The sequence below is a fragment of the Rhodococcus sp. C3V genome, assembly GCF_029269915.1.
Taxonomy (GTDB): Bacteria; Actinomycetota; Actinomycetes; order Mycobacteriales; family Mycobacteriaceae; genus Rhodococcus_F; species Rhodococcus_F qingshengii.
Genome location: NZ_JARJBE010000011.1, coordinates 130,644 through 145,105 on the forward strand (window position 1 = coordinate 130,644; position 14,462 = coordinate 145,105).

Consider the following 14,462-nt stretch of genomic DNA (forward strand, 5'->3'; position numbering starts at 1 on the left):
CGCCCGTTTTGCCGATCGATGTGTGACGGTACGCCGAAGTGCTTCACATCGAACTGCAGAAGGGTGTCTTCGTGGTGGTCGGATCGGCGTACTCCCCAGGGCCGATGTTGGTGGGTAAGAAGGCAGTGGTCACAGGCGGTTCCCAGGGAATCGGCGCAGCGATTGTTCGAGCATTTGCATCGCATGGCGCGTCAGTTCTGGTTGTCGACGTGGCTCCTCTTGGCGACGTCGAATTCGACTCGGCTGCAGGTGGTTCGATCAACTATCTCGAGTACGACGTGCGGACGCGGGAAGTCCCCGTAGCGTTGACCGAGTTCGCTCCGGACGTCCTGGTGAACAACGTGGGTCATTTCCTGAACCCGCCGACAGAGTTCACCGGTACGGATCCCGGTTTCTGGTCCGAGGCCGGCAGCATCAATTTCGATCACGTCGTGCGTCTGACCCATGCCCTGCTTCCCGGCTTGATCGACCGCGGTTTGGGTGGATCGATCGTGAACCTGACGACGGTGGAGGCGCATCGAGCGATCCCGGGCCACACGATGTACTCGGCATACAAGGCCGCGCTGACACAGTTCACCAGGAGCCTTGGTGTGGAGATCGGTCGAACCGGAGTGCGCGTCAACGCCATTGCCCCGGATCTGATCGAGTCGGTACAGGTGCCGTATCGCACGATCGTTCCTGCCGACGACTGGGACAAGTGGCCGGGGTGGGCACCGTTGGGCGGACCGGGCCAGCCGGTCGACATTGCCGGCCCCGCACTGTTCCTGGCTTCCGACCTGGCGAGATACATCACCGGAACCGTGATCCACGTCGACGGCGGCTCGCACGCTGCCGGAGGCTGGTTCCCCACAGAAGAGGGTGGCTGGACCAACCGGCCCCGAAAGGCTTGACACATGACAACTTTCAGTCTGAACGTTCCCAACTTCGGCACCACTCTCGCGGAGGACTCCTACGCGAAACTCGTGCAGGTCTGTCAGAGCGCGGAAGCTGCGGGCTTCGACCGGGTCCTCGTCACCGATCACGTGGTGATGGGCTCGGACAACTCGGCGTACACGTGGTCGGCGTTCCCCACCGAGCCCGACGCCAACTGGCTCGAGCCGCTGACCGTCCTGGCTTTTGTTGCCGGACAGACGAAGACAATTCGCTTGGGGACCGGAATCGTCATCGCGGCGCTGCGCGGGGGAGCGGTACTGGCCAAGACGGCCGCGACACTCGATCTGCTCTCCGGGGGCCGACTCGACCTTGGCGTCGGAACAGGTTGGCAGGAACGTGAATACGAGGCGGCAGGTATGGACTTCGGTAAAAGGGGACCACTGCTCGACGACGCTCTCGCAGTGTGCCGGGCCCTGTGGAGTTCGGCGCCGGCGAGCATCGACACCCCTCGTCTGAAGTTCGACGACGTGTACTGCGCGCCCCGTCCGGCCGCTGGAATCCCGATCTGGGTGTCCGGTTCGCTCTCCAAGGCCGTTGTACGACGCGTCGCAACCTGGGGTGACGGGTGGATTCCGATCATGGGTGCCGCGGACGACGACCTACGTGAAGGGATCGACGTCATCGGCAAAGCGATGGCGGATCTCGGACGCGATCCAGCGGAATTGCAGGTCCGTGGGCGACTGACCGTCGTACGCGGGTCCGACGGTTCGATCGACCTCCCGGCGACGATGATCGGCGCCGAGCAGCTGCTCGAATCCGGTGCCACCGATGTGCTGGTTGCGCTGGCAGCAGTAGATCCGGATCCGGATGCGGCGATGGCAGAGTTCGGCGAGCTGGTGGCGGCCTTCGCAAAGGTGACCCGCTGACTATTGCGTCGAGGCGGTAGTTCTATCGTGCGAAGTGTTGTAGTGCAGCCTGATCGAGGAGAGAACACATGACCGAGAGCATCGTCGTGGATACGAGCCTGGAGGCGTTGCTCGACGCCCGGATCAGCTGCCGCGCCTACGAGGACCGTCAGGTGCCACGTGAGGTGATCGAGGAGATCCTTCGGCTGGCGCAGAAGACGCCGTCGTGGTGCAACACGCAACCGTGGCAGGTCGCGATCACCGAAGGGGAGGGCACCGAGCGATTCCGCGCCGGCCTCGGTGAGTACGTGATGGCCAACGCCCAGGAGTCGGACTTCGAGTTCCCGCGCGCGTACCAGGGCATCTACAAGTCGCGTCGGTTCGACTGCGCGATGGCGCTGTATTCGAGCGTCGGAATCGAGCACGGTGACCGCGCCGGATCCGCGGCACAGACGATGAAGAATTTCGAGCTCTTCGGCGCTCCTCACGTCGCGATCATCACCACCGACGAGGCATTGGGCACCTACGGCGCAGTCGACTGCGGGTTGTACGTGAACAGCTTCCTGCTCGCGGCCCAGAGTCTGGGGGTCGCCACCATCCCGCAGGCGGCGCTCGCGGGCAGCTCCAAGTTCATTCACGAGCATTTCGGTATCGACGACACTCGCAAGGTTGTCTGCGCGATCTCGTTCGGATACCCCGACGCCGACCACCCGGTGAACGGATTCCGCACCGAACGCGAAACCGTCGACAACGTCGTGCAGTGGATGTCGAACTGACAGGGATGTCGAACTGACAGGGATGTCGAACTGATCACCTGCTGGTCGGGGGATTGAGTGTTGCGTAGTTCCACCTGAAAGACTGGTGGCATGTCCGACACACCCGAACTGTTCGATCGTCTGCGCCGATTCCCCGATGTCGAGGCACCCAATCTCTTTGCCGTCGATGCGGCTGATCGTCTGATCCTCGACGAGGCCGCCGACGCTCTCGCCGCGGCACCGGCGGGCACCGTCGTCGTGATCGGCGATCACTACGGTGCGCTGACTGCCGGTGTTGCGCTCGTGCACGGAATCGCCGGCGTGCGCGTTCACCAGGATCCGCTCACCGGAGAGTTGGCCCTCGCGAACAATGCGCGCGAACTCGGATTCAGTGACGCCTTCACCTCGCACGGACTGGACGAGGAGTTGCTCAGCGGCGCCCGCGTCGTGCTCATGCAATTGCCGCGTAGCCTCGCCGAACTTGCCGAGATCGCTCAGCTGATCGCGCTCCACGCCGACCCGGCGGTTCGTGTCTTCGCCGGTGGGCGTGACAAGCACATCACCCCGGCGATGAACAAGGTTCTCGGCGAATCGTTTTCCGACGTCAGCGCCTCGCGTGGACGGCAGAAGTCCCGCGTACTCAAGGCTTCGGAACCGAAGCCCGATGTTGCTATCACGTTCCCGGTGACCGAACGCCTCGACGAATTCGACCTCGACGTCGTTGCTCACGGCGCAGTGTTTGCCGGTGCGAGCCTGGACATCGGCACCCGGTTGCTCCTGGAGAACCTCGGAAAGATTGCGGTCGATCCGCTGAGTGACGTGATCGATCTGGGTTGTGGCAGCGGCATTCTCGCGGCGGCGATCGCGCGGAAGTTCCCGGACGTGCACGTGATCGCAACGGATCAGTCCTCGGCAGCCGTCGCTTCGGCCCTGGCGACCGCGTCCGCAAATGGCGTCGGCGATCGAGTGAGCGGCCTGCGCGACGACGCCGTGAGTTCGTTGCCCAGTGCGAGCGCGGATCTGGTTCTGTTGAACCCGCCGTTCCACGTCGGCGCGGCGGTGCACACCGGCGGAGCACTCAAGATGTTCGAAGCTGCCGGTCGCGTCCTGCGTCCGGGTGGCGAGTTGTGGACTGTTCACAACGCGCATCTGGGGTATCGCGAACCGCTGAAAGCCTCGGTGGGTCCGAGCGAGGCGATGGCGAAGAACGCGAAGTTCATCGTGATGAAGTCGGTCAAACCGTCCTAGTATCGAAAAGGGACAAGTGTCGAAGAGTGTTGATCTTCCGGAAATGCGCCGGGAACTACAACCGAAGCTTCGACGTTGTAAATTACGAGTGCTTTACTTTTAGTCAGGTACACGGACCGTGTCGGAAACTCGGATCCGTCCGGCGAACCCGCGACGCACCCGTCGTAGGCCACCACGATGAAGGGATGATCACGGTGCGCACCACCAGCAACCCGGTGTTCCGCAATCTGCCCAAGCAAGAGGGCAACGGATACGCCTCGTTCGGATCTGCGACGGCGGGCGCCTCGCAGGCAACCCAGCAGTTCGGTCAGCCGCAGTACGCTCCGGCCGAGCCGTACCAGACCGGTCCCACCTCGCGGGCCATGACGATCGACGACGTCGTCACCAAGACGGGCATCACGCTCGGTGTGCTGACGATCTCGGCACTGGTGTCGTACTTCCTGGTCAACAACAACGTCGACCTCGCTACCCCGCTGGTCATCGGCGGCGGTCTCGTCGGCCTCGTTCTGGTTCTGGTCGCTACGTTCGGCCGCAAGATGGACAACCCGGCAATCGTGTTGGCGTACGCCGTCGCCGAGGGTCTGTTCCTCGGTGCGCTGTCGTTCATGTTCACTGATATTCAATTCGGTGGCGTCGGCGGATCCGCACTGATCGCGCAAGCAGTCCTCGGAACGTTCGGCGTGTTCTTCGGCATGCTGGTCGTCTACAAGACCGGTGCGATCCGGGTGACACCGCGTCTGACGCGAATGATCATCGGCGCATTGATCGGCGTTGTCGTTCTGGCCCTCGGTAACCTCGTCGCGAGCTTCTTCGTCGAGGGCGGACTGGGACTGCGTGACGGCGGAACGCTCGCCATCATCTTCAGCCTCGTCTGCATCGGCATCGCAGCCTTCAGCTTCCTGCTCGACTTCGACGCCGCTGATCAGCTGATCCGCGCACAGGCGCCCGAGAAGGCAGCCTGGGGCGTCGCATTCGGCCTCACCGTCACCTTGGTCTGGCTGTACGTCGAGATCCTGCGTCTGCTGAGCTACTTCAACAACGACTAGTTCTCGAGTCGATCCGTAACACGAAGAAGGGCCCCGCGAGGGGCCCTTCTTTTGTCGTCTGTGGACGGTTACGGTGCTTGGATACCTAGCAACTGCTTGGTTTGGAACGAAGGGGAGCGAATGTCGACAAACACCTCTGAACCCATCCTGGTCGCGGATGCCGGAGCAGTGCGAACGCTGACCTTCAATAATCCGAGTCGTCTGAACGCATTTGATGCAGCCGGTTTTCGAGCGTTGACCAAGGCGCTCGACGACGCGGCGTCGGACGAAGCCGTGGCCGTGGTGATCGTCGAGGGCGCAGGCAAGGCATTTTCCAGTGGCGTCGACCTACGCGCACTCGCCGAACCAGGCGCAGACAACGCCGACTTCGGCCACGCATTCGCGCCGCTGATCGTCGCGCTGGTGGAGTTCCCGAAGCCATTGATCGCCGCGGTACACGGCGCTGCCGTCGGCATCGGCCTGACCATGCTGCTTTACTGCGACGTCGTCTACGTTGCCGAGGACGCACGTCTGCGGGCACCGTTCACTTCGCTGGGTACAGCTCCCGAAGCTGCCAGTAGTTGGTTGCTGCCCAAGGTGATCGGAACGCAGCGAGCCGCCGAGCTGATCCTGTCGGCCCGGTGGCTCAGCGGCGTCGAAGCTGCCGCCTACGGACTGGCGACAGCCGCCGTGCCGGCCGACCAGGTACAGGCACGCGCCCGCGAGAGTGCCGAGCAGATTGCCGCCAACGTCGGACCGGCAGTCCTTGCCGCCAAACGACTGCTCCGTCACGGATGGGCGGACGAAGCTCGCGCTGCCGTGCAGCGTGAGGACGACGCTGCGCGAGAGTTGATTCGCGAGTTGGGGAGTTTTGCTCGGAAGTTCACGAATACCTGAAACCCGACCACACGAAAGCGGCCGCCCGGCAGAAGCCGGGCGGCCGCTTTCGACGTGCTCAGGGGATCAGCTGAGGCGCTCGATCACCATTGCCATGCCCTGTCCGCCGCCGACACACATGGTCTCGACGCCGAAGGTCTTGTCCTGCTCCTGCAGGTTGTTGATCAGGGTGTTGGTGATACGGGCACCGGTCATACCGAAGGGGTGACCCAGGGCGATCGCGCCACCGGAGATGTTGAGCTTGTCCTCTTCGATGCCCAGTTCGCGAGCGGATCCGAGGACCTGCACTGCGAATGCCTCGTTGATCTCGAACAGGTCGATGTCGGAGATCGACTTGCCGGCGATCTTCAGGGCGTTCTTGACGGCCTGGATCGGGCCGAGGCCCATGATCTCGGGGGACAGGCCCGAGACGCCGGTGGAGACGATGCGAGCGAGCGGGGTCAGGCCGAGTGCCTTTGCCTTGGTGTCGGACATGATCACCAGTGCGGCTGCGCCGTCGTTGAGCGGGCAGGCATTGCCGGCGGTGACGGTGCCGTCGGGGCGGAAGACGGGCTTGAGGCCGCTGATGCCCTCGTAGGTGGTGCCGGCGCGGGGGCCGTCGTCCTTGGAGACGACGGTGCCGTCGGCGAGCGTGACGGGCGTGATCTCACGCTCGAAGAAGCCGCGAGCGATGGCTTCCTCGGCGCGGTTCTGGCTGCGAACTGCCCAGCGGTCCTGGTCTTCGCGGGTGATTCCGGTGGCCGAAGCGACGTTCTCCGCGGTCTGGCCCATACCCAGGTACACGTCGGGGATCAGGCCCTCTTCGCGAGGATCGGTCCAGGCGACTCCACCTTCGGCGAGCTTGGCGCTACGGGCCTGCGCTGCGTCGAAGAGCGGATTCTTGGTGTTGGGGAGGCCGTCGGCGTTGCCGGTGATGAAGCTGGAGACGGACTCGACGCCGGCGGAGATGAAGACGTCGCCCTCGCCTGCGCGGATGGCGTGCAGAGCCATGCGGGTGGTCTGCAGCGAGGAGGAACAGTAACGGTTGACCGTGACACCGGGGAGGAAGTCGTAGCCGAGCTGGACGGCGACGACGCGGGCGATGTTGAAGCCCGACTGACCGGCGGGCTGGCCGCAACCGAGCATGAGGTCGTCGATCTCGGTGGGGTCGAGCTCGGGGATCTTTGCCAACGCGGCGGCAACCATCTGAGTTGCGAGGTCATCCGGGCGGATGTCCTTGAGCGAACCCTTCATTGCGCGGCCGATGGGCGACCGTACTGCTGAGACGATTACTGCCTCGGGCATGAAAACTCCTTTTGTGTACTGCTCGAGGGCGGCTTGAAACGCCGTCGAGCAGGGCAAGTTGAATGCAGCTTCGACTTACAATTTACGTTGCTGCTCCCAGATGGTGGTCACGCAGTCTCACTCAGTTGACGTCGGGGCGCTGACCTGCGGGTTTGGTGCGTCTCGCGAAGGCTTTCCACTGGGTTGCCGCCGCCGTCAGTCGGGCCGCGACGGTGCGGGCTTGCGCCGCCTCCGAAACGTGGGGGAGCTCGGGTAGCGGGCCACCCTGCCATTCACCCAGAGCCGACGCGAGAACCGGGACGATCTGCTTCGCCGCGAGTTCGTATCCGGCCGCGGACGGATGGAAACGGTCGGCCGAGAACATCGTGTCGGGCGAGGCCAGGAATTCCTTGGCCAGCAGGTCGGCCAGTGGAACGGGATGACCCCCGGCGTTTCTGGTCGCGGCCGCCTGGGCGAGTGCGAGGCGATGGCCCCATTCGCGCACCACGGAGCGCAGAGGTTGCGGGATCGCCGTGACCACCCCCAGATCCGGGCAGGTGCCGACAACAACGACGGCGCCGCTCTCGCGTAAGCGTCGAACCGCGTCGCCGAGGCGTTTAGCCGACGCGTGAATCGCGTTCTTGGCGGTGACGTCGTTGGCGCCGATCAGGATCACCGCAGCGTCCGGGGGAGGACCGGCGACGAACATGGCGTCAACCTGCCCACTCAACCCGCGGGAGGTGGCGCCCCCGATGGCCTTGGTGCTCAAACGGATTCGCTTCCCGGTTTCACTCGCAAGCAGCTTCGCGACCTGAACACCCGGTACTTCCGAGGCCGTCAGCGCGCCGACGCCGGCCGCAGACGAATCGCCGAAGATCATCAAGTGGAGATCGAAGGGCACGGCCCGCCACCAGAGTTCCGGGTTGTCGGCGCCGGGTGCGTACACCCCGTCCGCCTCGGGTGGCTTGGCGATATTGCGACCGATCACCCCGCGGGCCGCCCCCGCCTGCGACATCAGATAGTTGTAGCCCAACCAGGAGAGCGTGCCTGCACTCGATCCGGCCACCACCGTGGCCACCGACGCTTTCAGTCCGGTTCGACTCACACTTGCCAATCTAGCCGGATTGCACCACCTTCGCCCGACGTCCGCGCGCACCGTTTTCCTTCATCTGGGAACATGGACGAATGCGCATCGCGGAACACGTCGTCGACCTCATCGGCAACACCCCACTCGTCAAGCTCACGTCCGTCACGGGCGAAAACTTCGGCACGGTGGCAGCCAAGGTCGAATACCTCAACCCTGGCGGTAGCTCCAAGGACCGCATCGCCGTCAAGATGATCGACGCAGCCGAGGCTTCGGGTGAACTGAAGCCGGGCGGCACCATCGTCGAGCCGACTTCGGGCAACACCGGAATCGGCTTGGCGCTCGTGGCGCAAAAGCGTGGATACAAGTGCGTTTTCGTCTGCCCAGACAAGGTCAGCGAAGACAAGCGCAACGTCCTGCGCGCCTACGGCGCCGAGGTGGTCGTGTGCCCCACGGCCGTCGCGCCGGACAACCCGAACAGCTACTACAGCGTCTCCGACCGCCTCACCCGTGAGATCCCCGGCGCCTGGAAGCCCAACCAGTACTCCAACCCGGGCGGACCGGAGAGCCACTACGAGACCACCGGCCCCGAGATCTGGGCCGACACCGACGGCAAGATCACGCACTTCGTCGCGGGCGTCGGCACCGGCGGCACCATCACCGGCACCGGCCGCTACCTCAAGGAAGTTTCGGGCGGCAAGGTCAAGGTCATCGGCGCAGACCCCGAGGGCTCCGTCTACTCCGGCGGCACCGGTCGTCCGTATCTGGTCGAAGGCGTCGGCGAAGACTTCTGGCCGTCGGCATACGACCCGTCCATCCCGGACGAGATCATCGCGGTCTCGGATGCCGATTCCTTCGAGATGACGCGTCGCCTCGCCCGTGAAGAGGGACTGCTGGTCGGCGGTTCCTGCGGTATGGCCGTCGTCGCTGCCCTCGAAGTAGCCAAGCGCGAGGGCCCCGACGCCCTGATCGTCGTCCTCCTCCCGGACGGTGGCCGCGGCTACCTGTCCAAGATCTTCAACGATCAGTGGATGGCGTCGTACGGATTCCTGCGCACCCCACTCGACGGCAAGACCAACGTCCCCACCGTCGGCGACGTTCTGCGTGGCAAGTCGGGCGAGCTGCCGGACCTCGTTCACACCCACCCGTCGGAGACCCTGCGCGATGCGATCGAGATCCTGCGCGAGTACGGCGTGTCCCAGATGCCCGTCGTCGGTGCGGAACCGCCGGTCATGGCAGGCGAGGTCGCCGGAAGTGTGTCCGAGCGGGATCTGCTGAGCGCGGTCTTCGAAGGCCGTGCGCACCTTGCGGATTCCGTCGAGAAGCACATGAGCAAGCCGTTCCCGCTCATCGGTTCCGGCGAGCCGGTCTCGGCTGCCACGAAGGCGCTCGGGGACACCGACGCACTCATGGTCGTCGACGACGGCAAGCCGGTCGGTGTCATCACGCGCCACGATCTCCTGGGTTTCCTGAGTTCGGATTCCTGAGTTCGGATTCCTGCGCCGGCACCGGCGCCATTAGGCTGGGGACCATGAGTGAGCAACGCAGCAAGGCCGACAACATCAGCTGGCAGGGTTTCTCCACGAAAGCGGTGCATGCGGGTTACGAACCCGATCCGCTGACCGGTGCGGTCAACGTGCCGATCTACGCGAGTTCCACCTTCGCCCAGGACGGCGTCGGTGGAATGCGCAGTGGCTTCGAGTACGCGCGAACGGGTAACCCCACCCGTCGCCCACTCGAGGCGAACCTCGCCGCGCTCGAATCCGGAACCTACGGCCGAGCGTTCAGTTCGGGAATGGCGGCCACCGACTGCCTGCTCCGTTCGGTACTTCGACCCGGCGATCACCTGGTCATCCCCGACGACGCGTACGGCGGAACCTTCCGTCTCATCGACAAGGTGTTCACGCAGTGGGGGATCGAGTACACCCCGGCTCCGGTGTCCGACGTCGATGCGGTGCGCGCGGCGATGAAGTCCAACACCAAGCTGGTCTGGGTCGAGACGCCCACGAACCCGCTGCTCAATATCGGTGACATCGAGCTCCTTGCCGAGGTCGCCCACGAGGGCAACGCAAAGATCGTGGTGGACAACACCTTCGCGTCGCCGTACCTGCAGCAGCCGCTGCAGCTCGGTGCCGACATCGCGCTGCACTCCACGACCAAGTACATCGGCGGACACTCCGACGTGGTCGGTGGCGCTCTCGTCTGCAACGACGAAGAACTGGACACCGCGTTCGCCTTCCTGCAGAACGGATCCGGCGGCGTTCCCGGCCCGTTCGACGCGTTCCTGACGTTGCGCGGAATCAAGACACTGGCGCTGCGCATGGAGCGTCACAGTGACAACGCGGAGAAGGTCGTCGAATTGCTCGACGGCCACCCCGCGGTTGCCGGCGTCATCTACCCCGGACTGGCTTCGCATCCGTCGCACAAGGTCGCGGCCAAGCAGATGCGACGCTTCGGCGGCATGATCTCCGTCCGCCTCAAGGGCGGCAAGGCGGCGGCTCTCGACCTGTGCTCGCGCACCGAGATCTTCACGCTGGCAGAATCTCTCGGCGGAGTCGAATCCCTCATCGAATTCCCCGGTGCGATGACCCACGCCTCGACGGCCGGTTCCGCTCTCGAGGTTCCCGACGATCTGGTTCGCCTGTCGGTCGGCATCGAAGACGCCTCCGATCTGGTCGGCGACATCGAGCAAGCGCTGTCCTGATCTTCGCTCTACAGTAATTCGACTTCGAATCTGCAGTGCGCCTTCACACCTCACGAGGGTGTGGAGGCGCACTTTCTGGAGGCATGCGTGAATCTCGAACAGATAAAGGCTGCACAGCAACTGCTCGCCCCGGTCATGCGACGCACCCCGGTCGTGGCCTCGCGAGTGTTGTCCGAAACCACCGGCTTCGCCGTGAGCTTGAAATGTGAAAACCTGCAGCGCACCGGCTCTTTCAAACCGCGCGGTGCGTACAACCGCATTGCCAATCTTTCCGCAGAGGAACGGGCAGCGGGCGTGGTGGCGGCCAGTGCCGGTAACCATGCGCAGGGAGTTGCCTGGTCTGCAACAGAATTGGGAATCAAGTCGACCGTCTTCATGCCGACGGGTGCGCCGCTGCCGAAGTTGGTGGCCACCAAGGCATATGGAGCTCAGGTCCACCTGCACGGTTCGACTGTCGACGAAGCGCTCGTGGCCGCTCGCGAATTCGCGGACCGAACCGGAGCAGTTCTGGTCCACCCGTTCGACCACGAGGACGTCGTGGCGGGGCAGGGGACTGTGGGGCTCGAAATCCTCGAGCAACTGCCCGAGGTCGGCACGATCCTCGTTCCCACCGGCGGCGGCGGGTTGATCGCCGGAGTGGCCGCAGCAGTCAAAGCTGTACGCCCGCAGGTCCACATCGTCGGAGTGCAGGCCGAGACCGCGGCTGCCTGGCCGGCGTCGTTGGCAGCCGGGAAGCCGACCGCCTTGGCGTCGATGTCCACGATGGCAGACGGTATCGCCGTTGGCTGCCCTGGCGAGGTTCCGTTCGCCGAAGTTGCCGCCCATGTCGACGCCGTGGTGACGGTCAGCGAGGAAGCGCTGTCCAAAGCGCTCCTGCTGTGCCTCGAACGCGCCAAGCTCATCGTCGAACCGGCCGGCGTTGCGGCCGTCGCGGCCTTGATGACCTGCTCTCCGGAGGAGCTGGGACTGACAGGGCCGGTGTGCGCCGTGCTTTCCGGCGGCAACATCGATCCGCTACTTCTCACGCACGTCATCTCGCACGGTCTGCGAGCGGCCGGACGGTTCCTCGGCGTTCACATCACCATCGACGATCGGCCGGGCGCACTGGTCTCGTTGCTGGAAGTGGTTCGAGCGAACGGCGCCAGCGTGGTCGACGTCATCCATTCCCGTACCGGTGGCGAACTCGCGCTCGACGAAGTGGAAGTCTTCCTCACCGTCGAGACGCGTGGTCCGGACAACAAGGCGGAACTTCTCACCGCCTTCGACCGCGCCGGTTACGCAGTACGACTGCAGAACTGAGGCGAGTTACTCGTCAGGCCAGCCGCCCAGAACCGTCACGCGGTACTCCTGGTCGACCAGCCTGGCGGGTACGTCGAGTTGATGTAGCCAGTCGATGGCCGAACCGCCCATGCCGACCGCAACCCGACTGAATGCGGCGGCCTGGGCGCAGGAAGATGCAATCACCGACACCGTGCGCCACATCGGCGTCGCCGTCGATTCGCGGTGCAGTGGCTTGACGGTGCTGGCCGTGGCGATCCCGCAGTCGGAAGGAAGTGCTACCTGGCAGGTCGGGTCGCCGGGCAGGTCTTGCACCTGAATCTGCCAGCCGTCTTCCGGCGCCGGGCCGGCAACCGCGATGTCCCCGCCGAGGCCGACCAGCACGCCACACCCGAGAAGAGTCGCAGTGGACGCGGCACAGTGGTCCGCTGAACTGGCGCGGGCCGTCGCGGACAGATCGAGAACGACGTCGTCCGGGCTGTACACGCGGTTGTTCTCGACGCGAATCTTCCACCAGGAGTGAGGGTCTGCCGACCCGGCCGTCGGCGTGAGTTTGCCGTCGGTCAGTCGTGCGACAGCCAACGCGTCTTCGAGGAAGTGCGCGAACATCGGGGTCACGGCGACGCCGTCGACGTTGCTCGCGGCGCTGACATAGGTACGAATCTCGGAGTCGGCACGATCTCGATTGGTGGCGGCGTCGGCAGCGGTGAGGTACCCGCGAACCAGGCTGGCCGCGGAGGGAAGGACTTCAGGGTCGGTGACGACGACCCGGGCCTGAACCCCCCACGTGAGCCACTCGGAGGCCGAGCGCGGAGTACTCACGAACCGTTGGAGACGGCGTCCGGGGTTCCGAATCCGGCGACCACGACGGGCCGCTTCGCTACGGGATTCTTGGTGTGAGAAGCCGACGTGTCCGGCGCGAGTGCCGTGGCAGTGGGAGAAGAAACGAGTGAAAGTCCGCCGCTTGCGAGTGCTCCCGCCACAGCCGTGGCTGCGAGGGCGAGGCGAACGGGTCGATACACCGTAGTGCGTCCCCGGGCGGGTCGTGGCCGATCGTCGCTCATGGACTCAGCTTGCACGCCGAACCTGAGAAAAGCCTTGGCGTCTGTAGTCATTTGCGTAACGCCCGCCGAGATAAATGAGACATTGGTTACAGGAGTCGCGAGACTGAGCCGTGTCGAATGCATGTTCGAAAGAGTAGATGTTCGCACCGACAAGTTTCGGGTACGACCACGTACATGGATTTTCAGAGGTTTATCGGAGGTTCGGATGGCAGTCGGTGTCCTGGCGATCGCTGTGTCGATCGGCACCGCACTGGGCGTGATGAGTGGAACTCTCGGAGCGCCCGCACAAGTCGAGAAGAACGAGTCTTCGAATGCTGCAGTCTCACTTGCAGCCTGGAACGGACCGGCACGAACTCAGGACACACCTGAGGGAATCGTGCCTTCCGTACCCTCCAACTTTCCGGGAGCGACATTGGCGCCCGTGGGAGCGGTGGCAGTGTTCGCGCCGTGGATCAAAAAGGCCGGTGCTCTGTGCTCGGAGATCACGCCCGCGGTGATCGCCTCGCTGTACTCGGTCGAGAACGGATTCAAGTACGGACCCGATACCGACATCTCACCGGAAGGTGGGCGCGGGCCTGGCCGCTTCACCACCGCAGCGTGGACGGCATACGGCAAGGACGGTGACGGCGACGGAAAGATGGACATCCTGGGCGTTGCCGATCCGGTGATGACAACCGGATACCGGTTGTGCGATCTCGTGAAGCAAGCGCAGTCCTGGCAGAAGTCCGGTGAGGTCGAGGGCGATACCGTCGACCTCGCGCTCGCTGCCTACGACGTCGGGCCGGACGCAGTTCGCGAAGCGGGCGGCGTTCCGGCAGACAAGTCGGGCGAGGTTCCTGCGGAGCAGGCGGTCGCCGCTCCGTTTGTCGCCCAGATCAAATCGTTGCAGGACTCGTTCGCCCTGATGCTTGCGCCCTTCGACTACAACAACCTCGCCGCAGCGGTGGGCGGCGTCGTCGAGGCCGGTCTGAAGTTTCTCGGATTGCCGTACGTGTGGGGTGGCGGAAACATCAACGGGCCGTCGATGGGCGGGTTCGACTGCTCGGGGCTGACGTCGTACGCGATCCACGCGGCCACCGGGGTGACTCTGCCCCGGACCTCGGAGACGCAGTGGGGTGTCGGCGTCGAGATCCCGCTGGATCAGGCGCAGCCCGGTGACCTGTTGTTCGGCAACTGGCAGGCAGGCGGCCCCGGCCACGTGGCGATCTACGTCGGCAACGGTCAGATGCTTCACGCACCCACGTTCGGCGACGTGGTGAAGGTCGGCCCGATCTTCGCAGGCATGAAGGCTCGCCGCGTGGTGTGAGTGGGCAGGAAACTGCGAGCGCCGACAGAGCAAGAAGCGCCACCCGACCGAGTCGGGTGG

Annotated in this window: 14 protein-coding genes; 10 read left to right on the plus strand and 4 right to left on the minus strand. The window is 64.6% G+C overall.

Annotated features, from left to right (window positions below; all coding sequences use genetic code 11):
* Positions 1 to 38: 38 nt before the first annotated feature.
* The 6 genes from P3G66_RS25275 to P3G66_RS25300 all read left to right on the plus strand — a co-directional run bounded on the left by P3G66_RS25275 (position 39) and on the right by P3G66_RS25300 (position 5,703).
* A complete protein-coding gene (locus P3G66_RS25275; protein WP_007728815.1) occupies positions 39 to 890 on the plus strand; it encodes an SDR family oxidoreductase in 852 nt (283 codons plus the stop codon).
* A gap of 3 nt (positions 891 to 893) precedes the next feature.
* Complete coding sequence (locus P3G66_RS25280) at positions 894 to 1,799, plus strand: TIGR03619 family F420-dependent LLM class oxidoreductase (protein ID WP_042448880.1); 906 nt, start codon at positions 894 to 896, stop codon at positions 1,797 to 1,799.
* 68 nt (positions 1,800 to 1,867) lie between these two features.
* Complete coding sequence (locus P3G66_RS25285; protein ID WP_003943290.1) at positions 1,868 to 2,554, plus strand: nitroreductase; 687 nt, start codon at positions 1,868 to 1,870, stop codon at positions 2,552 to 2,554.
* A gap of 90 nt (positions 2,555 to 2,644) precedes the next feature.
* Positions 2,645 to 3,781: a methyltransferase gene (locus P3G66_RS25290; protein WP_276117278.1), complete on the plus strand. Its 1,137-nt coding sequence runs from the start codon at positions 2,645 to 2,647 to the stop codon at positions 3,779 to 3,781.
* A gap of 194 nt (positions 3,782 to 3,975) precedes the next feature.
* A complete protein-coding gene (locus P3G66_RS25295) occupies positions 3,976 to 4,827 on the plus strand; it encodes a Bax inhibitor-1/YccA family protein (RefSeq protein ID WP_003943280.1) in 852 nt (283 codons plus the stop codon).
* A gap of 120 nt (positions 4,828 to 4,947) precedes the next feature.
* Positions 4,948 to 5,703: an enoyl-CoA hydratase/isomerase family protein gene (locus P3G66_RS25300; RefSeq protein ID WP_276117279.1), complete on the plus strand. Its 756-nt coding sequence runs from the start codon at positions 4,948 to 4,950 to the stop codon at positions 5,701 to 5,703.
* A 66-nt stretch (positions 5,704 to 5,769) separates the two neighbouring features.
* Here the strand turns inward: P3G66_RS25300 and P3G66_RS25305 are convergent, their stop codons facing one another.
* Complete coding sequence (locus tag P3G66_RS25305) at positions 5,770 to 6,987, minus strand: acetyl-CoA C-acetyltransferase (RefSeq protein WP_019744600.1); 1,218 nt, start codon at positions 6,985 to 6,987, stop codon at positions 5,770 to 5,772.
* 121 nt (positions 6,988 to 7,108) lie between these two features.
* Positions 7,109 to 8,080: an SGNH/GDSL hydrolase family protein gene (locus tag P3G66_RS25310; RefSeq protein WP_042448870.1), complete on the minus strand. Its 972-nt coding sequence runs from the start codon at positions 8,078 to 8,080 to the stop codon at positions 7,109 to 7,111.
* 71 nt (positions 8,081 to 8,151) lie between these two features.
* On the opposite strand from P3G66_RS25310, the gene P3G66_RS25315 reads away from it, so the two are divergent.
* The 3 genes from P3G66_RS25315 to ilvA all read left to right on the plus strand — a co-directional run bounded on the left by P3G66_RS25315 (position 8,152) and on the right by ilvA (position 12,053).
* Positions 8,152 to 9,537 carry a cystathionine beta-synthase gene (locus P3G66_RS25315; protein WP_003943292.1) on the plus strand — a complete coding sequence of 462 codons (1,386 nt, stop codon included), beginning with the start codon at positions 8,152 to 8,154 and terminating at the stop codon, positions 9,535 to 9,537.
* Positions 9,538 to 9,581: 44 nt separating this feature from the next.
* Positions 9,582 to 10,754 carry a cystathionine gamma-synthase gene (locus P3G66_RS25320; protein ID WP_003943272.1) on the plus strand — a complete coding sequence of 391 codons (1,173 nt, stop codon included), beginning with the start codon at positions 9,582 to 9,584 and terminating at the stop codon, positions 10,752 to 10,754.
* 135 nt (positions 10,755 to 10,889) lie between these two features.
* The gene (gene ilvA / locus P3G66_RS25325) at positions 10,890 to 12,053 is read left to right on the plus strand and encodes a threonine ammonia-lyase (protein WP_256931634.1); all 1,164 of its coding nucleotides are present in this window, start codon (positions 10,890 to 10,892) and stop codon (positions 12,051 to 12,053) included.
* 6 nt (positions 12,054 to 12,059) lie between these two features.
* Here ilvA and P3G66_RS25330 read toward each other — a convergent pair whose 3' ends face one another.
* Together P3G66_RS25330 and P3G66_RS25335 are read right to left on the minus strand one after the other, a co-directional pair.
* Positions 12,060 to 12,854, minus strand: coding sequence for an FAD:protein FMN transferase (locus P3G66_RS25330; protein WP_003943281.1), 795 nt, complete (start codon positions 12,852 to 12,854; stop codon positions 12,060 to 12,062).
* The gene (locus P3G66_RS25335; RefSeq protein ID WP_153211881.1) at positions 12,851 to 13,096 is read right to left on the minus strand and encodes a hypothetical protein; all 246 of its coding nucleotides are present in this window, start codon (positions 13,094 to 13,096) and stop codon (positions 12,851 to 12,853) included. Before P3G66_RS25335 ends, P3G66_RS25330 begins: the two co-directional genes overlap by 4 nt.
* A gap of 205 nt (positions 13,097 to 13,301) precedes the next feature.
* On the opposite strand from P3G66_RS25335, the gene P3G66_RS25340 reads away from it, so the two are divergent.
* Positions 13,302 to 14,402, plus strand: a complete 1,101-nt coding sequence (locus P3G66_RS25340) for a C40 family peptidase (protein ID WP_003943296.1) — start codon at positions 13,302 to 13,304, stop codon at positions 14,400 to 14,402.
* Positions 14,403 to 14,462: the final 60 nt, after the last annotated feature.